This window comes from Nocardioides marinisabuli (genome assembly GCF_013466785.1).
Lineage (GTDB): Bacteria > Actinomycetota > Actinomycetes > Propionibacteriales > Nocardioidaceae > Nocardioides > Nocardioides marinisabuli.
In genome coordinates this window covers 4,052,580-4,073,775 of the sequence record NZ_CP059163.1, presented here as the reverse complement: position 1 = coordinate 4,073,775, position 21,196 = coordinate 4,052,580, and the positions used below count along the sequence as shown (strand labels likewise).

Below are 21,196 nucleotides of genomic sequence, written 5' to 3'. Positions count from 1 at the left end.
CTTCGCGCAACGGGTCTGGACCGGTGGGTCCAGACCTCCCACGCGGTTCGGGGGTTTCTCGGGCCCCTGCCGTAACACCGGTCACAGCCGGCGGTTGGGGCCAGTGCCGACCCTTCTCGGGCGGTGCCGCGTCCCCCACCGGAGAGGTGTTCCATGCCCTCGTCATCGTCCCGCCACCCCCGCAGAGCGCTCTCGCTGCCGCTGCTGCTCCTGACCGTCCTCGCGCTGGTGCTGGGCACCTTCTCGGTGGCCGCCCACGCTGCGACGGTCACCGTCTCCGGCAAGGTGCTCGGGCAGGACGGAGCGCCCCTGTCCGGGGTCGTCGTCAAGCTCGGCGACCGGGAGAACGGCGCGTTCAAGGAGCTGGTGGCCGTGGCCGGCACCACCGACGCCAACGGGGCGTGGTCGACCACGCTGGACGACGCGACCCGCAGCACCTACCTGGTCGGCTACACCGCGCAGGGCTACGACCCGGCCTACCTGCGCGACGGCGGCAGCGCTACCACCGACCTCGCCCAGGCCACCTACGTGACCGTGACCGGCGGACGCACGGCCGTCGACGAGCAGCTGGAGGTCGGCAGCGCCGAGCTCAGCGGCGTGGTCACCCGCAAGGGCAGCCTCGCCGGCGACCCGGTCGCGGGCGCGACCGTCACCCTGTCGCGCACGGGCACCACCCCCCGGTCGGCGACCACCGACGCCAAGGGCGCCTACCGCTTCGACGGCCTGCTGCCCGGCAGCTACCAGCTGTCCTTCGCGCGCACCGGCTACCGCACCCACCACTACCTCTCGAGCACGGCCAGCACCGCGGACCCCGCGGCGGCCGGCTCGGTGACGCTCGCCGACAAGCAGAGCGCCAGCACCGTCCACGGCTTCCTCACCCAGACGACCCGCTCGCAGATGGGCGGCACGGTCGTGACCACGGACGGCACCCCCGTCAAGGACGCGGAGATCCGGGTCTTCACCCGGCGCTACGCCGACGGAGGCACCGGGGCCGTGAGCCACACCCAGGTCGACGCCGACGGCAAGGAGTCGTCGGAGGTCAGCGACACGACCGACGTCGAGGGCCGCTGGCTCGTCGACCAGGTCTTCGGCGACTACGTCGTCGAGGTGAAGGCCCCCGCCTTCGGCACCTACTACTTCGACAACGGCTCGATGAGCCAGGACAAGTCCCGCGCCGCCCTGGTGCGGATCGAGGAGGGCACCGCCCGTCCCCTCGACGCCCGGCTCGGCAGCCGCAGCACCACCACCATCCAGGGCATCGTGCGCGACGCCGGCACCGAGCAGCCCGTCAAGGGGGTGACGATCTCGGTCGAGACCGGCACCACGGACGCCTCGGGCCAGCCGGTGTGGACCGAGGCCCAGAAGACGCAGGCCACGACCGGCGCCGACGGCTTCTACTCCGCCGAGGTGCCGCCCGGGGGCGGCTACGTCGTGGGCTTCCACGCGCCCGGCTACCGCCCGCAGTTCTTCGAGCGCAAGGGCACGCGCAGCGAGGCCACCAAGGTGCAGACCTCGTTCGCCACTCCGAGGGGCGGCGTCAACGCGCAGCTGGAGCGCGTCGCCCAGGTCGTCGGCACCGTGCGCGACACCACCGGCCAGCCGGTGCAGGGCGTCACGGTGACCCCGGTGGTCCTCGACCCCGCGACCGGGGAGTGGGGCCCGGCCGACTTCGCCGAGGGCACCACCACCGGCCGGTCCGGCGCCTACGCGGTGTCGGTCCTCGACGCCGGGCTCGAGGAGCCCTTCCGCCTGCGCTTCCAGAAGCCGGGCCGCGAGCCCCGCTGGTTCCCGGCCGCTACGGTCGCCGACGAGGGCCAGAACCTCTCGGTCGCCAAGCACCAGGTCCTCAGCGGCCGCGACGTCACCCTGCCCACGCTGGCCGTCCTCGCGGGCGCGCTGACCGAGGCCGACGGGTCGGCGTACGACGACGGCGGCGAGGTGTCGCTGTGGCGCAAGGTCTCCTACACCGAGCAGGGCGAGCGGGGCGGCCCCGCGCACACCGAGTGGCGCCCGGTGGCCGCCAAGCCCGTCTCGGGCTCCGACGGCAGCTTCTCCTTCTCCGTGCCCAGCGGCAGCTACCGGATGCTGGCCCGCCTGACCGGCGAGAACGACGGGTTCCTGCCCGGCCTGGTCGGCCTCGACCAGGCGCCCGACATCAGCCTGGCGCCCGAGCAGAGCCGCACCCTGCAGACCTACGCCCTGCCGCCGGTCTCGGCCGTCCGCGGCACCGTCACCACCACCACGGGCGCCCCCGCCCGCGGTGAGACCGTGCGCGCGCACTACCGCTTCGTGCAGGACATCCGCGACGGTGCCCCCGTGCTCAGCAGCTGGCGGCTGCCCGCCGCCACCGCGCCCACGACCACCGACGGCACCTACGAGCTGAAGGTGCGGGCGCGCACCTACCGCGTCGGGGTCCCGGGCAAGGGGTTCCACACCGTCGACGGGACGCCCCAGGAGACCCTCGCCGACGCCGACGACGTCACGCTCGGCTCCGTCGCCGCGACCGGTGTCGACGTGCGCCTCAGCGACGGCCGGCCGGTCAACCTGGCCCCGCCGTGGATCGCCGGGCAGGCCGTCGAGGGCGGCACGCTGACCGCCAAGCCCGGCACCTGGTCGGCCGCCGACGTCACCTACGCCTACCAGTGGTTCCAGTCCGACACCGCCGCCGGTCCCTGGACCAAGGCGTCGGGCACCTCCGACAAGGCGACCTACGAGATCCCCAGCGCGACGCCGATCATCGGGACCTTCGACGCCAAGCACTACCTGGTGCACCTGACCGCGCGGCGCGCCACCGGCGACGTCAGCGAGGCGGCGAGCAGCAAGCCGACCGGCAAGGCGAAGGCCTCGCCGTTCTACGCCCCGGCCGACCCGACGACCGAGAACCGGCAGGACCCGCAGGTCACCGGCAGGGCGGTCGTCGGGGAGACCCTGACCGGCACCACCGGCGAGTGGAGCAAGGGCGGCACCTTCGAGCTGCAGTGGCTCGCCGACGGCCAGGCCGTCGCCGGCGCCACGACCAGCAGCCTGCGGCTCGGCGCGGCCCAGCTGGGCCGCAAGATCTCGCTGAAGGTCACCGAGACCACCAACGAGCCCGACCGGGTCGCCGTCTCGCGCACCACCGTGGCGGTCGTGCGCGGCAGCCTGCGCGCCACCACGCTGCCCAGCGTCACCGGCCAGCCGTTCGTCGGCAAGCCGCTGACCGCCCAGCCGGGCACCTGGAACGCCGACGCGCCGACGTTCGCCTACCAGTGGCTGGTCGACGGCCGCGCCGTCCCCGGCGCGACCGGCACGACCTACACGCCCGGCGCCGCCGACGAGGGCAAGCCCGTCGCGGTGCGCGTGGCGGCCAGCGTGGCCCAGGCCATGGACCCGGGCACGGCGACCTCGGAGTCGACGGCACTCGTCGCCCCCGACCCCACCACCGTGTCGAACCGCACGGCACCCCGGATCACCGGCACCCCGCAGGTCGGCCAGACGCTCTCGACCACCGAGGGCACCTGGACCAACGAGCCGACGTCGTTCTCCTACCAGTGGCTCGCCGACGGCGTGGCCATCGGCGGCGCGACCCGGTCGACCCACGAGCTGGGGGCCGCCGAGGCCGGCAAGCTGGTCACGGTGCGGGTCACGGCCAGCAAGGCCGGGCTCACCTCCGGGACCGCCACCGCCGACCCGGTCGGCCCGGTGGCCTCCGGGCCGCTGACCAACACGGCGCTGCCGGTCGTCTCGGGCACCGCCGCCCCCGGCGGCACGCTCAGCACCACCGACGGCACCTGGGACCCCGCCACCGGCCTGACGTACTCCTACCAGTGGCTGGCCGACGGCACCCCGGTCGCCGGCGCGACCTCGTCGTCGATCGTGGTGACCGAGAGCCTCGTCGGCAAGGCGGTCGCCGCCGTGGTGACCGCCCGCCGGGGCGGCGACAGCGCCTCGGCCACCTCGAAGGCGCGCACCGTCGCCGCCGAGCCCGTCGAGCCGGTCGTGGTCCTCACCGCCCCCAGCGTCTCGGGGCGTGCGGAGGTCGGTGAGGAGGTGGTCGTCGACACCGGCACCACCGACCCGGCCGGCGCGACCCGCGCCGTGCAGTGGCTGCGCGACGGCCAGGCCGTCCCGGGCGCCATCGGCACCCGCTACCGCCCGACCGGGGCCGACCTGGGCACGCTCCTCTCGGCCCGCGTCACCTACACCCACCCCGAGCGCGCCGAGGCGGTGCGCACGGTCACGGCGGGCACGGTGCGCGAGGGGACGACCGGTCCGGAGAAGCCCCGGCTCGACGTCGTCAAGCGGACCAAGGGCACCAAGCTCGTGCTCAAGGTCGCGGTGCTCGCCGACGCCGTCGACACGGTGCCCGGGGAGCTGGTGCTGAAGGAGAACAGGCGCACCCTGGCCCGGAAGTCCCTGACCGGGGGCACGCACAAGATCGTGGTCCGCGGCCTCTCGCGCGGCTTCCACACCGTGCGGGTCAAGTTCCTCAGCGGCTCCGAGGACGTCCGCAACGCCAAGAAGACGATCAGCTTCCGCATCCGCTGACGTCCGACCGCTGCCGCGGTCCCCGACCACCGCCCCCGTGCCTCCCGGCGCGGGGGCGGTGGTGCGCGCGGGGGATGATGGGCCCATGACCGACCAGCTCGACCCGGCCGTCGCCGCACGGCTCAAGCGCACCAGCGACGGGCTCGTCCCCGCCGTGGCCCAGCAGCACGACACCGGCGAGGTGCTGATGCTGGGCTGGATGGACGACACCGCCCTGGCCCGCACCCTCTCGACCGGGCGGGCGACGTACTGGTCGCGCAGCCGCGGGGAGTACTGGGTCAAGGGCGACACCTCCGGGCACGTCCAGCACGTCGTCGAGGTGCGCCTCGACTGCGACGGCGACACCCTCCTGGTCAAGGTCGACCAGGTCGGGGCCGCCTGCCACACCGGCGAGCACACCTGCTTCGACGCCGACCTGCTCCCCCTGACCGGTGCCGCCGACCGTGGCTGAGCCCGCTCGCGCGCGGCGCACCTTCGCGCCGGTCGTGCTGCTCGGCCTGGCCGCCGGTGCCCTGGTGGCGGTGGCCGGCACCCGCCCGGGCGTCGACGTCGACGGCGACCCCGGCTCCGGCGTCACCGCCTCGGTCGGGCTCGGCGGGACCGACACCGCCTACGACATGCCGCTGGTGACCTCGCTGGCGCTGGTCGCGCTGGCGGCCTGGGGCGTGGTCCTGGTGACCCGCGGCGTGGTGCGCCGCGGCGTCGTGGTCGTCGGCGTCGTCGCCGCACTGGGTGCGCTCGCGGCCGCCGCGACCGCCTGGGGGAGCCTGGCCGACGACCTGCGCACCGCCCTGCAGCAGGTGGGGGCCGCCGACGCCGACGTCTCCCACACCGGCTGGTACGCCGCCGCCGTCGCCGGCTCGGTGCTGCTCGTGGCCGCCTCGCTGGCCGCGCTGCGGCTGGTGCCGCACTGGCCCGAGATGGGCAGCCGCTACGACGCCCCGTCGGGTGGCGCGGGCGCCGCCGCGACCGCTGCGGCCACCCGCCCCGTCGAGGAGCTCTCCGACCTCGACCTGTGGCGCGCGCTCGACGAGGGGCACGACCCGACCGCCCCCGACGACGAGGACACGTCCGGGCCGGACCGGGGTGCGGGCTGAGCGGCCCGCGCCACTACACTCGGCCGCACCGATCGACGTACCCCCGAGGAGCCCAGACATGTCGAACAGCCACGGCAACACCCCCGCAGCCTGGACCGCGGTGGTCGTGGGACTCCTCGGGTTCACCGTCGGCAGCGTGGGCCTGCTCTTCAGCCCCGTGAGCTACCCGGTCTTCTGGGCGGGCGTGGCGATCACCGTCGCCGCCGGCCTCGTCTTCCTCGTGATGGCCAAGATGGGCCTGCACGAGGAGTCCGGCCACTGAGCCTGCCGCGCCGATGAGCGTCCTGGCCCCCGCCCCCTCGCCGCCGACGCGGCGCGAGCGGCTCCGGGCGCCGGGGCTGGTCGTCGGCGGGCTGGCGCTGGCCACCCTGGCCCTGCGCCTGCGCGACCCGCACGTCGCCGGCAGCTGGGGGCTGTGCCCCTCCGCCGCGCTGGGGTTCTGGTGCCCCGGGTGCGGGGGGCTGCGCGCGGTCAACGACCTCACCCACGGCGACGTCGCCGCCGCGGCCTCGAGCAACCTGCTGCTGGTCGTCCTCGCGCCGGTCGTCGTGGTGCTGCTGGGCCTGTGGGCGCTCTCGCGCTGGCGCGGCCGGCCGGTGGCGCGGCTGCGCGGGCGTGCCGCCCCGGTGGTCCTGGTGACGGCGCTGGCCGCGGTCGCGGCCTTCACCCTGCTGCGGAACCTGCCGCTGCCCCTCGGCGGCTGGCTCGCCCCCTGACCCTCCGGGGCGGTCACCCAGGTCACGCAGGGGACAGGACGTCCCAGCCGGGCAGGTTGCGCAGCACCCAGAACGCCAGCAGCGCGCCCAGCAGGAGCCAGATCCAGCGTGCGGGCAGGGAGGTGGGCGACCAGGTGCCCCGCCCGGCCAGCCGGCGGCCCCACTGCAGGTAGGCGAGCAGGAGCAGTGGCAGGGCCAGCAGCGTCAACGGGTTGCGCGCGGCCGCCCCGACCAGGTCGCCGCCGGCCAACGAGCTGAGCGTGCGCAGGCTGCCGCAGCCCGGGCAGTACAGCCCGGTGACGGACAGGAACGGGCACGTCGGGTAGTGCCCCGGCTCGTGCGGGTCGACGGTGGCGACCACGGCGGCGGCGCCCAGCCCCAGGAGGCCGGTCGCCACGAAGGGCAGCCAGGCGCGTCCCGGCGCCCGCCGGGCGGCGGGCGCCGGGACGACGGGGTGCTCGTCGAGCTCGTCGAGCATCGGCATCACACCGTGCCGGCACCCATGACCGCGATGACGACGACCACGTAGAGCACGATGACGACGATGCCGGCCACCGCCGACCAGATCGCGAACTTCTTGGCCTTGTCGGCCGACTCGCGGGCCCCCGCGTGGTCGCCGGCCTGCCACTTGCTGTTGACCTGCGCGGCGAAGACGATCGAGACGACGCCCAGCGGCAGGCAGCAGAAGAGGGTGCTGAGGATCGCCCAGACCAGGTTGTTGGGCGGCGGGGCGGAGTCGGGGCCGCCGCCGTAGGCGGGCTGGCCGTACTGGGGCGGCGGGGGAGGCGGCTCGGAGTAGCTCATCGGGTTCCTCTGGGGGTGGGCCCACGCGGGCCGGGACAGGACGGGGCGAACGTATCGCCGTTGCCCGCCCGCCGCTGCAGGACGCGCCAACAGGCGGAGGACCATCTCCGGGTGCCCGCGACAGGACCGCGCGGCGGGTGCGCAGCCAGCGGCGTGACAGACTCAGGGGCGTCCCCACCACCGTTCCAGGAGTCCCCGTGTCCGTCCTCGACGACATCGTCGCCGGCGTCCGGGTCGACCTCGCCGAGCGCCAGGCCACCACGTCGCTGAGCGACCTGCGTGCGGCGCTCGCCGACGTCGACGCGCCGCGCGACCCGATGCCGCACCTGCGCGCCCCCGGCTCGAGCGTGATCGCCGAGGTCAAGCGGCGCAGCCCCAGCAAGGGCGCGCTCGCCGACATCCCCGACCCCACCGTGCTGGCGCGCGAGTACGCCGCCGGCGGGGCGGCCGCGATCAGCGTGCTGACCGAGCAGCGCCGCTTCGGCGGGTCGCTGGCCGACCTGCGCGCGGTGCGCGCCGCGGTCGACACCCCGCTGCTGCGCAAGGACTTCATCGTCACCGACTACCAGCTGTGGGAGGCCCGCGCCGCCGGCGCCGACCTGGCGCTGCTGATCGTGGCCGCGCTCGACGACGACGAGCTGCGCCGCCTGCACGACCTGGCCGGCGAGCTCGGGCTCACGGCCCTGGTCGAGGTGCACGACGAGGCCGAGACCGAGCGCGCGGTCGCGCTCGGCGCGCCGCTGGTGGGCGTCAACGCCCGCAACCTCAAGACCCTCGAGATCGACCAGGCCACCTTCGGCCGGCTGGCCCCGCAGATCCCCGACGACGTGGTCAAGGTCGCCGAGTCGGGCGTCCTCGGCCCCGACGACGTGCGCCGCCACGTCGGCGAGGGCGCCCGCGCGGTCCTCGTCGGCGAGGCCCTCGTCAAGGACGGCGACCCCCGGGCCGCCGTCACCGCCATGACAGGAGTCCAGGCATGAGCAGCACCAGCAGCCCCGCCCCGCCGCCGTCCACCCCCTCCCCGTCGGGGCGCTTCGACGCCGACGCCCAGGGCTGGTTCGGCGGGCCCGAGCAGGGCTGGGGCGGCCGCTTCATGCCCGAGGCGCTGATCGCCGCTCTCGACGAGCTCACCGAGGCCTGGACCGACGCGATGGCCGACCCCGCCTTCGTGGGCGAGTTCGAGCACGTGCTGCGCGACTACGCCGGCCTGCCCAGCCCGCTGTTCCACGCCACCCGGCTCAGCGAGCAGGTCGGCTGCCGGGTGCTCCTCAAGCGCGAGGACCTCAACCACACCGGCGCCCACAAGATCCGCAACGTGCTGGGCCAGGCGCTGCTGACGAAGCGGATGGGCAAGACCCGCGTCATCGCCGAGACCGGGGCGGGCCAGCACGGCGTGGCCAGCGCGACGGCCGCGGCGTACTTCGGGCTCGACTGCACCGTCTACATGGGCGCCGTCGACACCCGTCGCCAGGCGCTCAACGTGGCGCGCATGCACCTGCTGGGCGCCAAGGTGGTGCCGGTCGAGTCCGGCAGCGCCACGCTCAAGGACGCCATCAACGAGGCGCTGCGCGACTGGGTCGCCTCGGTCGACCACACCGCCTACCTCTTCGGCACCGCCGCCGGTCCGCACCCGTTCCCGAGCATGGTGCGCGACTTCACCCGCGGCATCGGCGACGAGGCCCGCGCCCAGTGCCTCGAGCAGTACGGCGTGCTGCCCGACGCGATCGCCGCCTGCGTGGGCGGCGGGTCCAACGCGATCGGTCTCTTCAGCGCGTTCCTCGAGGACGACGACGTCGCGATCTACGGCTTCGAGCCCGGGGGGGAGGGCGTCGACACCCCGCGCCACGCGGCCACCATCCACGCCGCCGACCGGGGCGTGCTCCACGGCGCGCGCACCTACGTGCTGCAGGACGCCGACGGCCAGACGCTGGAGTCCCACTCGATCAGCGCCGGTCTCGACTACCCCGGCGTCGGGCCCCAGCACGCCCACCTCGCCGCCACCGGCCGCGCGACGTACCTGCCGGTGACCGACGACGAGGCGATGAGCGCGATGTCGCTGCTCAGCCGGGCCGAGGGCATCATCCCCGCCATCGAGACCGCCCACGCGGTCGCCGGCGCGCTGCGGGTGGCCGAGCGGCTGGCCGTGGAGAAGGGCCCGGAGGCCACCGTGCTGATCAGCCTCTCGGGGCGCGGCGACAAGGACATGGGCACCGCCATCGAGTACTTCGGGCTCGGCGACCCCGACAAGGTGACCGAGGAGCCCGTCGGATGAGCGCGACGACCCCCATGCAGTCCGTCTTCGAGCGGACCCGCGCCGAGGGCCGGGCCGCCCTGGTCGGCTACCTGCCGGCCGGCTTCCCCGACGTCCAGGGCGGCATCGACGCGATGCTGGCCATGGTCGAGGCCGGCTGCGACGTCATCGAGGTCGGGCTGCCCTACTCCGACCCGGTGATGGACGGCCCCACCATCCAGGCCGCCGCGCAGCAGGCGCTCGAGGGCGGCACCCGCACCGACGACGTGCTGCGCACCGTCGAGGCGGTCGCCGCCACCGGCACCCCCACCGTCGTGATGACCTACTGGAACCCGGTCGAGCGCTACGGCGTCGAGCGGTTCGCCGCCGGCCTGGCCGACGCCGGGGGAGCAGGCCTGATCACCCCCGACCTGACCCCCGACTTCGCCCCGGAGTGGATCGCCGCCGCCGACCGGCACGGCCTCGACAAGATCTTCCTCGTCGCGCCCTCCTCGACCCCCGAGCGGGTCGCGATGACGGTGCGCGCCAGCCGCGGCTTCGTCTACGCGACGGCCGTCATGGGCGTGACCGGGGCCCGCACCACCACCAGCGACCTCGCCGGCCCGCTCGTGGCCCGCACCAAGAAGGCCGTGGCCGAGGCGGGCCTCGACCTGCCGGTCGGCGTCGGGCTCGGGGTCGGCAACGGGGACCAGGCGGCCGAGGTGGCGTCGTACGCCGACGCGGTGATCGTCGGCTCGGCGTTCGTGCGCACGCTGCTCGACCACCCCGACGACCGCGCCGCGGGCCTCGAGGCCCTGCGCGCGCTGACCCGCGACCTGGCCGAGGGGGTACGACGTGGCTGAGCGCCCGCGCGCCACCCGCCGGCTGCTGGCCCCGGCGCTGCTCACCGCCTCCCTGCTGCTCAGCGCCTGCGGCGGCGGCAGCGAGGCGACGGGCGGGGCGCTGAGCGCCCAGGTCGTCGACCCGCCCTTCGACGTGTCCTCGACGCCGCTGACCGACACCGACGGCGAGCCCTACTCGCTGACCGAGGACACCGACGCCCGCCTGACCCTGGTGTTCTTCGGCTACACCCGCTGCCCCGACATCTGCCCGGCCGTGCTGACGAACCTGGCGAGCGCGATGACCCGGCTCGAAGAGGCCGACCGCGAGCAGGTCGAGGTGGTCTTCGTGACCAGCGACCCCGCCCGCGACGACGCCGAGACGGTGCGCGCCTACCTCGACCGGATCGACCCCGACTTCACCGGCCTGACCGGCGACCTCGACGACATCGAGGAGGTGGGGGAGTCGATCGCCATCGGTGTCACCGACGGCACCCGCCTGCCCAGCGGCGGCTACGACCCCAACACCCACAGCACCCAGGTGGTGGCCATCGACGGCGGCGACGACGCGCCGCTCTACTGGGGCCAGGAGACGTCGTCGGCGCAGTTCGCCGCCGACATCCACACCCTGCTCGCGAGGAGCTGACGATGACGTCCTGGCCGGTGCTGCAGATGCTGCCGCTCTCGATCCCGAGCCCCTCGGAGGGGATCTGGTACCTCGGTCCGCTGCCGCTGCGCGGCTACGCGCTGTGCATCATCCTGGGCATCGTGGCCGCGATCTGGATCGGCGAGCGGCGCTGGGTGGCCCGGGGCGGGCGCGCCGGCGACATCCAGGACCTCGCGATCTGGGCGGTGCCCTTCGGGCTCGTCGGGGCGCGGGCCTACCACGTGGCCACCGATGCCGGGCGCTACTTCGGCGCGGACGGCGACCCCTGGCAGGCGCTCTACATCTGGAAGGGCGGCCTGGGCATCTGGGGCGGCATCGCGCTGGGCGCGGTGGGCGTCGTGCTCGGGGCCCGGCGCAAGGGCATCCGGCTGCTGCCGGTGCTCGACGCGATGGCCCCCGGCGTGCTGGTGGCCCAGGCGCTGGGGCGCTGGGGCAACTGGTTCAACCAGGAGCTCTACGGCCGGCCCACCGACCTGCCCTGGGGCCTGGAGATCGACCCGGCGAGCTGGCCACCGGGGCGCAGCTTCGAGCCCGGCACCACCTTCCACCCCACCTTCCTCTACGAGTCGCTGTGGGCGCTGGCCGCCTTCGCCGTGCTGGTCTGGGCCGACCGGCGCTTCCGGCTCGGCCACGGCCAGGTGCTCGCGGCGTACGTCGCGCTCTACTCGCTGGGCCGCGGCTGGATCGAGACCCTGCGCATCGACGACGTGGAGCTCTCCGACGTGGGTGGGCTGCGCTTCAACGTGTGGACCTCGATCGTGCTGCTCGTGGTGGCCGTCGCCTTCCTGGTGTGGTCGCGCCGTCGCCACCCCGAGCGCGAGAGCCAGGTCTACGAGCCCGGCCGCGAGCCCGCCGACGAGCCGACCGCCTGAGCCGTCTCACCTGGCGGCGCCCAGGACCGTGCGGACAGGGGTGCGGGTGCCTCGGTGCTAGCCTGATCCTTCGCGTGGGCCAATGTCGTCCCCTGCGCTCGACTCATGTTCCGCTCCACCGCAGTCGCCGGTTCTCGGACCAGCTCGACCAGGGTCCTGCCCCGGCGGCGACGACGACGGGAGACCCCGGTGCCCTACCAGCACGCATTCCCGCCGCCCCAAGGGCTCTACGACCCCCGCCACGAGCACGACGCGTGCGGTGTGGCCTTCGTCGCGACCCTGACCGGCGTCGCCAGCCACGACATCGTGGCCCAGGCACTCACCGCCCTGCGCAACCTCGAGCACCGCGGTGCCGCGGGCGCCGAGCCGGACTCCGGTGACGGTGCCGGCATCCTGATGCAGGTGCCCGACGCGTTCCTGCGCGAGGCGTGCGCCGAGATCGGCGTCGAGCTGCCGCCGCAGCGCGCGTACGCCGTCGGCACGGCGTTCCTGCCCGGCGACGACGAGCACGTGGCCGCCACCGTGGCCCGCATCGAGGAGATCGCCGCCGAGGAGGGCCTCGCGGTCCTCGGCTGGCGCGAGGTCCCGATCGACCCCAGCATGCTGGGCGCCACCGCCCTCGGCGTGATGCCGACCTTCCGCCAGCTCTTCGTGGCCGGCGCGACCCAGCGGGTCACCGGCATGTCGCTGGAGCGGATGGCCTTCTGCCTGCGCAAGCGCGCCGAGCGCGAGAGCGACGTGTACTTCCCGTCGCTGTCCTCGCGCACGCTGGCCTACAAGGGCATGCTCACCACCGAGCAGCTCGACCAGTTCTACCCCGACCTGGTCGACGAGCGGGTCGCCTCGGCCCTGGCCGTGGTGCACTCGCGGTTCTCGACCAACACCTTCCCGAGCTGGCCGCTCTCGCACCCGTTCCGCTACATCGCACACAACGGCGAGATCAACACCGTGATGGGCAACCGCAACTGGATGCGGGCCCGCGAGGCGCTGCTCGACTCCGACCTGATCCCCGGCGACCTCGAGCGGCTCTACCCGATCGTCACCGACGGCGCCTCGGACTCCGCGTCCTTCGACGAGGTCCTCGAGCTGCTGCACATGGGTGGGCGCTCGCTGCCCCACTCGGTGCTGATGATGATCCCCGAGGCGTGGGAGAACAACACCGAGATGGACGCGGCCCGCCGCGCCTTCTACGAGTTCCACGCCAGCATGATGGAGCCCTGGGACGGGCCCGCCTGCGTGGTCTTCACCGACGGCGACCAGATCGGCGCGGTCCTCGACCGCAACGGCCTGCGCCCCTCGCGCTACTGGGTCACCGACGACGGCCTGGTCGTGCTGGCCTCCGAGGTCGGCGTCCTCGACCTCGACCCGGCCACGATCGTGCGCAAGGGCCGGCTGCAGCCGGGCCGGATGTTCCTCGTCGACACCGAGGAGCACCGCATCATCGAGGACGAGGAGGTGAAGTCGGGCCTCGCGGCCGAGCACCCCTACGAGGAGTGGCTGCACGCCGGGCTCATCCACCTCGACGACATCCCCGAGCGCGAGCACATCGTGCACACCCACGCCAGCGTCACCCGCCGCCAGCAGGTCTTCGGCTACACCGAGGAGGAGCTGCGCGTCATCGTGACGCCGATGGCCAACACCGGCGCCGAGCCGATCGGCTCGATGGGCACCGACACGCCGATCGCGGCGCTCTCGGAGAAGCCGCGCCTGCTGTTCGACTACTTCGCCCAGCTCTTCGCGCAGGTCACCAACCCGCCGCTCGACGCCATCCGCGAGGAGCTCGTCACCTCGCTCAACGGCACCATCGGCCCCGAGGCGAACCTGCTCGAGCCCACCCCGGCCTCCTGCCGCCAGGTGGTGCTGCCGTTCCCGGTGATCTCCAACGACGACCTGGCCAAGATCCGCCACGTCAACCGCGACGGCGACATGCCGGGCTTCATCACCCACGTCTCCCGCGGCCTGTACGAGGTCGAGGGCGGCGGGGCCGCCCTGGCCGCGCGCATCGACGAGGTGTGCGCCGAGGTCAGCGCCGCGATCGCCGAGGGCGCACGCATCATCGTGCTCTCGGACCGCCACTCCACCGCCGAGCTGGCGCCGATCCCGTCGCTGCTGCTCACCGCCGCGGTCCACCACCACCTGGTGCGCGAGAAGACCCGCACCCAGGTGGGTCTGCTGGTCGAGGCCGGCGACGTGCGCGAGACCCACCACGTGGCGCTGCTGGTCGGCTACGGCGCCGCCGCGGTCAACCCCTACCTGGCCATGGAGTCGGCCGAGGACCTGGCCCGCGAGGGCTACTACGTCACCACCGAGCCCGAGCAGGCCGTGGCCAACCTGGTCAAAGCGCTGGGCAAGGGCGTGCTCAAGGTGATGTCGAAGATGGGCGTCTCCACGGTCGCCTCCTACACCGGTGCGCAGATCTTCGAGGCCCTCGGCCTCTCGCAGTCGGTGGTCGACAAGTACTTCACCGGCACCACCTCCAAGCTCGGGGGCATCGAGCTCGACACCATCGCCGAGGAGGTCGCGCGCCGCCACCGCACGGCGTACCCGCGCGGGGGCATCATGCCGGCGCACCGCGAGCTCGAGATCGGCGGCGAGTACCAGTGGCGCCGCGAGGGCGAGCCGCACCTCTTCGACCCCGAGACCGTCTTCCGCCTCCAGCACTCCACGCGTGCCGGTCGCTACGACGTCTTCAAGCAGTACACCCAGCGCGTCGACGAGCAGGCCGAGCGGCTGATGACGCTGCGCGGGCTGTTCCGCTTCAAGGACGCCACCGAGAGCGGCCGCGCGCCCGTGCCGATCGAGGAGGTCGAGCCGGTCTCCGAGATCGTCAAGCGCTTCTCCACCGGCGCGATGTCCTACGGCTCGATCAGCGGCGAGGCCCACGAGACGCTGGCCATCGCGATGAACCGGCTGGGCGCGAAGTCGAACACCGGTGAGGGTGGCGAGGACTCCGAGCGGCTCTACGACCCCGAGCGCCGCAGCTCGATCAAGCAGGTCGCCAGCGGCCGGTTCGGCGTGACGTCGGAGTACCTCACCAACGCCGACGACATCCAGATCAAGATGGCGCAGGGCGCCAAGCCCGGCGAGGGCGGGCAGCTGCCCGGCCACAAGGTCTACCCGTGGGTGGCCAAGACGCGCCACAGCACGCCGGGTGTGGGCCTGATCAGCCCGCCGCCGCACCACGACATCTACTCGATCGAGGACCTGGCCCAGCTGATCCACGACCTCAAGAACGCCAACCCCTCGGCCCGCGTGCACGTCAAGCTGGTCTCCGAGGTCGGCGTCGGCACGGTCGCGACCGGCGTCTCGAAGGCGCACGCCGACGTGGTGCTGATCTCGGGCCACGACGGCGGTACCGGCGCCTCGCCGCTGACCTCGCTGAAGCACGCCGGCGGTCCGTGGGAGCTCGGTCTGGCCGAGACCCAGCAGACCCTGCTGCTCAACGGCCTGCGCGACCGGATCGTGGTGCAGACCGACGGCCAGCTCAAGACCGGTCGCGACGTCGTCGTCGCGGCGCTGCTCGGCGCGGAGGAGTACGGCTTCGCCACCGCCCCGCTGGTGGTCTCGGGCTGCATCATGATGCGGGTCTGCCACCTCGACACCTGCCCGGTGGGCGTGGCGACGCAGAACCCGGTGCTGCGCGAGCGGTTCTCGGGCAAGGCCGAGTACATCGTCAACTTCTTCACCTACATCGCCGAGGAGGTGCGCGAGCTCCTCGCCGAGCTCGGGTTCCGCAGCCTCGACGAGGCCATCGGCCAGGTCGGCGCGCTCGACGTGGCGCCGGCCGTCGACCACTGGAAGGCGGCCGGGCTCGACCTGAGCCCGATCCTGCACGTGCCCGACGGCGCTGCCTTCCCCGACCAGGACCCGCGCTGCACCAAGACGCAGGACCACGGTCTGGAGAAGTCGCTCGACGTCACCGAGCTGGTGCCGCTGGCCCAGGCGGCGCTGGAGAACGGCGAGCCCGTGCGCGCCCAGGTCGCGGTGCGCAACGTGCACCGCACCGTCGGCACGATCCTGGGCCACGAGGTGACCAAGCGCTACGGCGGCGAGGGTCTGCCCGACGGCACGATCGACCTGACGTTCCTCGGCTCGGCCGGGCAGTCGTTCGGCGCGTTCGTGCCGCGCGGCATCACCCTGCGCCTCGAGGGCGACGCCAACGACTACGTCGGCAAGGGCCTCTCGGGCGGACGGGTCGTGGTGCGGCCCGACCGCGCGGCGACCTTCACCGCCTCCGAGCAGATCATCGCCGGCAACACGATCGCCTACGGCGCCACCTCGGGCCAGGTGTTCATCCGCGGCGGGGTGGGCGAGCGCTGCTGCGTGCGCAACTCCGGCGCGCAGGTGGTCGTCGAGGGCGTGGGCGACCACGCCGCCGAGTACATGACCGGCGGTCGCCTGGTCGTGCTGGGCCCCACCGGCCGCAACGTCGCGGCCGGCATGTCCGGCGGTGTCGCCTGGGTGCTGGACCTCGACGAGGCGCGGGTCAACCGCGAGCTCGTCGAGCTGGCCCCCGTCGAGGGCGAGGCCGCCACCGAGCTCGAGGCGCTCGTGCGCACCCACCTGGAGGAGACCGGTTCGGAGGTCGCCGAGGAGCTGCTGGCCGACTGGTCGCAGTCGCTGGCCCGCTTCACCGAGGTGATGCCGCGCGACTACCGCATCTCCCTGGAGGCCAAGGCCAAGGCCGAGGCCGACGGGCTCGACGAGAACGAGACCGCACACGCGATGATGGAGGCGCTCCATGGCTGACCCCAAGGGCTTTCTCAAGGAGGGTCGCAAGGTCGCGACCCGTCGACCTGTCGAGGAGCGGGTGGAGGACTGGAACGAGGTCTACCCCGACGGTGTCGGCCGCGCCCTGCTGCCGATCATCACCCCGCAGGCCGGACGCTGCATGGACTGCGGCATCCCCTTCTGCCACCAGGGCTGCCCGCTCGGCAACATCATCCCCGAGTGGAACGACCTGGTCTGGCGCGACGACTGGGAGGGGGCCATCGAGCGGCTGCACGCGACCAACAACTTCCCGGAGTTCACCGGTCGCCTCTGCCCGGCCCCCTGCGAGACCGCCTGCGTGCTGGGCATCAACCAGGACCCGGTGACGATCAAGAACGTCGAGGTCTCGATCATCGACCGCGCCTGGGAGTCCGGCTCCGTGCGGCCCCAGCCGCCGGAGTGGCTCTCGGGCCGCACCGTGGCCGTCATCGGCTCCGGTCCGGCCGGGCTGGCCGCCGCCCAGCAGCTGACCCGCGCCGGGCACACCGTGGCCGTCTACGAGCGCGCCGACAAGATCGGCGGGCTGCTGCGCTACGGCATCCCCGAGTTCAAGATGGAGAAGAAGCACCTCGACCGGCGCCTGGACCAGATGCGCCGCGAGGGCACCGTCTTCCGGGCCGGCGTCGACGTCGGCGGCGACCTGACCGGGGCCCGGCTCGCCGACCGCTACGACGCCGTCGTGCTGGCCACCGGGTCGACCGTGGCCCGCGACCTCGACGTCGAGGGCCGCGAGCTCGGGGGCATCCACCAGGCGATGGAGTTCCTCCCGCAGGCCAACCGGGTCGCGCTGGGGGAGTCGGTCGACGACCAGATCCGCGCCGACGGCAAGCACGTGGTGATCATCGGCGGCGGCGACACCGGCGCCGACTGCCTGGGCACCTCGACACGCCAGAAGGCCGCCTCGATCACCCAGCTCGAGATCATGCCGGAGCCGCCCGAGGCCCGGCCCGCGGGCCAGCCGTGGCCGACGTACCCGATGACGTTCCGCGTCTCCTCGGCCCACGAGGAGGCGGGGGAGCGCGTCTACGCGGTCTCCACCAAGCGCTTCATCGGTGATGACGAGGGCAACGTGCGCGCCCTCGAGCTGGTCGACGTGGTGTTCGAGGACGGGCGCCTCACCGAGGTCGAGGGCACCAGCCGCGAGATCCCGGCCGACCTGGTGCTCTTCGCGATGGGCTTCACCGGCCCCGAGCAGGGCGGCCTGGTCGAGCAGCTGGGCCTCGAGCTCGACGAGCGCGGCAACGTGCGCCGCGACGCGTCGTACGCCTCGTCGCGCCCGGGCGTCTACGTGGCCGGCGACTGCGGTCGTGGGCAGTCGCTCATCGTGTGGGCGATCGCCGAGGGCCGCGCCGCGGCGTCGTACGTCGACGCGTTCCTCACCGGCGAGACCGCGCTGCCGGCGCCGGTCAAGCCGACCGACCGTCCGCTGACGGTCTGAGCGCGGGTCCCGTCGGGCCGCTGCGGCGGCCCGGCGGGACACACCCGCGACACCGGTGTTGGAACGATCCAACAGCCCGGTAGGGTGAGGGACGTGCGTAGAGCCAAGATCGTCTGCACCCTCGGCCCCGTGACCTCCTCGCGCGAGAGCATCCGTGCCCTCGTCGGCGCCGGCATGGACGTCGCCCGGTTGAACATGAGCCACGGCAGCCACGCCGACCACGCCGCGACCTACCGGCTGGTGCGCGAGGCCGCCGACGAGCTCGGCCACGGGGTCGGCATCGTCGCCGACCTCCAGGGCCCCAAGATCCGTCTCGAGACCTTCGCCGAGGGCTCGGCGCACCTGGAGGCCGGCGCGGAGTGGACGATCACCACCCGCGACGTCCCTGGTGACGACACGATCTGCGGCACGACGTACAAGGGCCTGCCCGGTGACGTCGCCGAGGGCGACCCGCTGCTGATCGACGACGGGCGGATCCGCCTGCGCGTGCTCGAGGTCGGTGAGACCGACGTGCGCTGCGAGGTCGTCGTGGGCGGGAAGGTCAGCAACAACAAGGGCATCAACCTGCCCGGTGTCGCCGTGTCCGTGCCGGCGCTGTCGGAGAAGGACATCGAGGACCTCCGCTTCGCGCTGCACCTCAGCGTCGACTTCGTGGCGCTGTCCTTCGTGCGCAACGCCGCCGACGCCGAGGACGTGCGCGCGATCATGCGCGAGGAGGGCGTCCTGGTGCCGGTCATCGCCAAGATCGAGAAGCCCCAGGCGATGGACAACCTCGACGAGATCATCGCCGCCTTCGACGGCTTCATGGTCGCCCGCGGCGACCTGGGCGTGGAGTGCCCGCTCGAGCACGTGCCGTTCCTGCAGAAGCGGATCATCGAGCAGGCCCGCCTCAACGCGAAGCCGGTCATCGTGGCCACCCAGATGCTGGAGTCGATGATCAGCTCGCCCTCGCCGACCCGTGCCGAGGCCTCCGACGTCGCCAACGCCGTCCTCGACGGGGCCGACGCGGTGATGCTCTCGGGCGAGACCAGCGTCGGTGACCACGCCGTCACGGCCGTCGAGACGATGGCGCGCATCATCACCTCGACCGAGACCCACGCCCTGGCCAGCAACGGCTCGGGCGTCGCCACCATCGACTGGGACCCCCACACCCGCTCCGGCGTCATCGCCAAGGCGGCCGCCGAGGTCGCCGAGCGGGTCGGCGCGAAGTACGTCGTCGCCTTCACCACCAGCGGCGACACCGCGCGCCGGATGGCGCGGCTGCGCGGCCGGGTGCCGCTGCTGGCCTTCACGCCCGAGAACATCGTGCGCTCGCAGCTCTCGCTGACCTGGGGCGTCGAGACCTTCCGCACCCAGCAGGTCGAGCACACCGACGAGATGGTCCGCCAGGTCGACGAGCAGCTGCTCAAGATCGGGCGCGTGCAGGAGGGCGACCTGGTCGTCATCATCGCCGGTGCGCCCCCGGGCATCCCGGGCTCGACCAACGCGCTGCGCATCCACCAGATGGGCGACGCGATCAACGAGGTCGCACCGGCCTACCAGCGGCGCTGAGCCCCGACCTGACCGGTCGGCTCAGGTCTTGGGTCCCACCAGGGCGTCCACCCGGGCCACCCCGGCACGGGTCGAGACGCTGACGACGGTCGGGCTCGAGCGCCGCCACGCCACCCCGACCAGGTCGAGCGCCCAGCAGCACAGCGCCAGGATGTCCTCGGACCGGTTGCTGAACTGCCAGCGCGGGTAGTCGTAGCGCCTCGTTTCCCCCCGGACCTGCTTGCGGGTCCAGTTGTGGACCCGGCAGCCGTCGGAGTGCAGGAGGCCCCGGAGGAAGCCGCCGGGGTCGCGGCGCACCGCCTCCTCCTGCCAGCGCTGCAGCCGGATCGGACGCTCGTGCTTGCGTCCCGGTCCGTGCTGGGGGAGGAGGCAGGGCCAGTGCTGCCAGTGGGCCTGCACCACGACCACGCCGGGTGCGGCCACGCGGAACACCCGGGCGCCGGGTCGCACGTCGACGAGCAGGCCCGCGACGTCGTCGACGATGCCGGGGTAGCCGGCGTCGCAGGAGATGCGCAGGGCGTGGTACCGCGCAGCCCTCGAGACGTGGCCGTCCCCGAGGTAGAACCCCAGCAGCGCGGCGTACGTGGATGCCAGGGGAGCCGAGGTGCACCGGGGGCACTCGCCGCGGGGTGCGTGCGTGCGCGGTCGGGACCAGTCGCGCACGGTCGTGCGGGGCACCCCCAGCAGCCGGGCCACCTCCGAGGGGCCCAGGCCTCTCGCGAGCAGCGTCTCGGCTGCCTGGCGGACGGTGGCGGGGTGCACGCCCCCAGCATCGGCCCCGGCACCGACACCCGGCCGGACGGAGGCGGTCGCGTGCCCCGGGTGGGATTCGAACCCACACTGGCGGTGGTTTGAGCACCGTGTCTCTGCCCTTGGACTACCGGGGCGCGTCGCCGTCGTGACGCTACTAGAACCCGCCCCGCCCGCGCACAGCGGTGCCGCCCGCACCCTTGAGGAGCGCGGACCGGCCGGCGCGGATAGCCTGCTCGGGTGAGCAGCACCGCATCGCCCGAACCCACCGAGACCTCCCGCACCGTCGTCATCGCCGAGGACGAGGTCCTGATCCGCATGGACCTGGCCGAGATGCTGGCCGAGGAGGGCTTCGACGTCGTCGGGCAGGCCGGCGACGGTGAGACCGCGATCCGGCTCGCCGAGGAGCACCGCCCCGACCTGGTGATCCTCGACGTCAAGATGCCGGTCCTCGACGGCATCGCGGCCGCCGAGGCGATCGCGCGCCAGCGGATCGCGCCGGTGATCGTGCTGACCGCGTTCTCGCAGCGCGAGCTCGTCGAGCGGGCGCGCGACGCGGGCGCGATGGCCTACCTGGTCAAGCCGTTCAGCCACACCGACCTGGTGCCGGCCATCGAGATGGCGCTGAGCCGCTTCGCGGAGGTCCAGGCGCTCGAGACCGAGGTCGCGGGGCTGACCGACCGGCTCGAGACCCGCAAGAGCGTCGACCGTGCCAAGGGAGTGCTCCAGCGCGAGCTCGGCGTCTCCGAGCCCGAGGCCTTCCGGTGGATCCAGAAGACGGCGATGGACCTGCGCCTATCGATGCGCCAGGTCGCCGACGGCGTGGTCGAGCACGGGGTCGTGCCGCAGGAGGACCAGCAGCCCGAGTGAGGACGGCGCTTGGTCTCGGCTCGGTCACGACGCGGTAAATCCCACCGCGCATCGCCCAGAAGTTG

General features: G+C 73.6%; 17 protein-coding genes and 1 tRNA gene. 14 read left to right on the top strand and 4 right to left on the bottom strand.

The genetic code is table 11. The annotated features are described in order from the left end of the window. Window positions 1–153 precede the first annotated feature (153 nt). From H0S66_RS19550 to H0S66_RS19530, 5 genes are all read left to right on the top strand, one after another. Window positions 154–4,527 carry a carboxypeptidase regulatory-like domain-containing protein gene (locus H0S66_RS19550; RefSeq protein WP_179616845.1) on the top strand — a complete coding sequence of 1,458 codons (4,374 nt, stop codon included), beginning with the start codon at window positions 154–156 and terminating at the stop codon, window positions 4,525–4,527. An 85-nt stretch (window positions 4,528–4,612) separates the two neighbouring features. Beyond that, window positions 4,613–4,978: a phosphoribosyl-AMP cyclohydrolase gene (gene hisI / locus H0S66_RS19545; protein WP_179616844.1), complete on the top strand. Its 366-nt coding sequence runs from the start codon at window positions 4,613–4,615 to the stop codon at window positions 4,976–4,978. Further along, a complete protein-coding gene (locus H0S66_RS19540; RefSeq protein WP_179616843.1) occupies window positions 4,971–5,624 on the top strand; it encodes a Trp biosynthesis-associated membrane protein in 654 nt (217 codons plus the stop codon). Before hisI ends, H0S66_RS19540 begins: the two co-directional genes overlap by 8 nt. A gap of 58 nt (window positions 5,625–5,682) precedes the next feature. Then, the gene (locus H0S66_RS19535; RefSeq protein WP_179616842.1) at window positions 5,683–5,886 is read left to right on the top strand and encodes an HGxxPAAW family protein; all 204 of its coding nucleotides are present in this window, start codon (window positions 5,683–5,685) and stop codon (window positions 5,884–5,886) included. A 13-nt stretch (window positions 5,887–5,899) separates the two neighbouring features. Then, complete coding sequence (locus tag H0S66_RS19530) at window positions 5,900–6,340, top strand: DUF2752 domain-containing protein (RefSeq protein WP_179616841.1); 441 nt, start codon at window positions 5,900–5,902, stop codon at window positions 6,338–6,340. Between the two features lie 22 nt (window positions 6,341–6,362). Here the strand turns inward: H0S66_RS19530 and H0S66_RS19525 are convergent, their stop codons facing one another. Together H0S66_RS19525 and H0S66_RS19520 are read right to left on the bottom strand one after the other, a co-directional pair. Next, complete coding sequence (locus H0S66_RS19525) at window positions 6,363–6,818, bottom strand: DUF2752 domain-containing protein (protein ID WP_179616840.1); 456 nt, start codon at window positions 6,816–6,818, stop codon at window positions 6,363–6,365. 5 nt (window positions 6,819–6,823) lie between these two features. After that, on the bottom strand, window positions 6,824–7,144 hold the full coding sequence (locus tag H0S66_RS19520) for a CD225/dispanin family protein (RefSeq protein ID WP_179616839.1): 321 nt from the start codon (window positions 7,142–7,144) through the stop codon (window positions 6,824–6,826). Between the two features lie 197 nt (window positions 7,145–7,341). Here H0S66_RS19520 and trpC point away from each other — a divergent pair, with 197 nt between their 5' ends. The 8 genes from trpC (at window position 7,342) to pyk (ending at window position 19,511) form a co-directional block, all read left to right on the top strand. Then, the gene (gene trpC / locus H0S66_RS19515) at window positions 7,342–8,124 is read left to right on the top strand and encodes an indole-3-glycerol phosphate synthase TrpC (protein WP_179616838.1); all 783 of its coding nucleotides are present in this window, start codon (window positions 7,342–7,344) and stop codon (window positions 8,122–8,124) included. Next, window positions 8,121–9,416, top strand: a complete 1,296-nt coding sequence (gene trpB, locus H0S66_RS19510; protein WP_179616837.1) for a tryptophan synthase subunit beta — start codon at window positions 8,121–8,123, stop codon at window positions 9,414–9,416. The genes trpC and trpB overlap by 4 nt, the downstream gene beginning before the upstream one ends. Beyond that, window positions 9,413–10,237, top strand: a complete 825-nt coding sequence (gene trpA, locus H0S66_RS19505) for a tryptophan synthase subunit alpha (protein WP_179616836.1) — start codon at window positions 9,413–9,415, stop codon at window positions 10,235–10,237. The genes trpB and trpA overlap by 4 nt, the downstream gene beginning before the upstream one ends. Further along, window positions 10,230–10,859 carry an SCO family protein gene (locus tag H0S66_RS19500; protein WP_179616835.1) on the top strand — a complete coding sequence of 210 codons (630 nt, stop codon included), beginning with the start codon at window positions 10,230–10,232 and terminating at the stop codon, window positions 10,857–10,859. The genes trpA and H0S66_RS19500 overlap by 8 nt, the downstream gene beginning before the upstream one ends. 2 nt (window positions 10,860–10,861) lie before the next feature. Beyond that, the gene (gene lgt / locus H0S66_RS19495; protein ID WP_246305186.1) at window positions 10,862–11,752 is read left to right on the top strand and encodes a prolipoprotein diacylglyceryl transferase; all 891 of its coding nucleotides are present in this window, start codon (window positions 10,862–10,864) and stop codon (window positions 11,750–11,752) included. Between the two features lie 189 nt (window positions 11,753–11,941). Further along, on the top strand, window positions 11,942–16,501 hold the full coding sequence (gene gltB, locus H0S66_RS19490) for a glutamate synthase large subunit (protein ID WP_258017007.1): 4,560 nt from the start codon (window positions 11,942–11,944) through the stop codon (window positions 16,499–16,501). Further along, a complete protein-coding gene (locus tag H0S66_RS19485; protein WP_179616833.1) occupies window positions 16,494–17,960 on the top strand; it encodes a glutamate synthase subunit beta in 1,467 nt (488 codons plus the stop codon). The genes gltB and H0S66_RS19485 overlap by 8 nt, the downstream gene beginning before the upstream one ends. A 93-nt stretch (window positions 17,961–18,053) precedes the next feature. Further along, a complete protein-coding gene (gene pyk, locus H0S66_RS19480) occupies window positions 18,054–19,511 on the top strand; it encodes a pyruvate kinase (RefSeq protein ID WP_179616832.1) in 1,458 nt (485 codons plus the stop codon). Window positions 19,512–19,532: 21 nt separating this feature from the next. On the opposite strand, the gene H0S66_RS19475 is transcribed toward pyk, so the two are convergent. Further along, window positions 19,533–20,273 (bottom strand): transcriptional regulator, encoded by a 741-nt coding sequence (locus H0S66_RS19475; RefSeq protein WP_179616831.1) that lies wholly within the window; start codon window positions 20,271–20,273, stop codon window positions 19,533–19,535. A 52-nt stretch (window positions 20,274–20,325) separates the two neighbouring features. After that, a tRNA-Leu gene (locus H0S66_RS19470) sits at window positions 20,326–20,398 on the bottom strand. A gap of 181 nt (window positions 20,399–20,579) precedes the next feature. Here H0S66_RS19470 and H0S66_RS19465 point away from each other — a divergent pair. Further along, on the top strand, window positions 20,580–21,131 hold the full coding sequence (locus H0S66_RS19465; protein ID WP_218877319.1) for an ANTAR domain-containing response regulator: 552 nt from the start codon (window positions 20,580–20,582) through the stop codon (window positions 21,129–21,131). Window positions 21,132–21,196 lie beyond the last annotated feature (65 nt).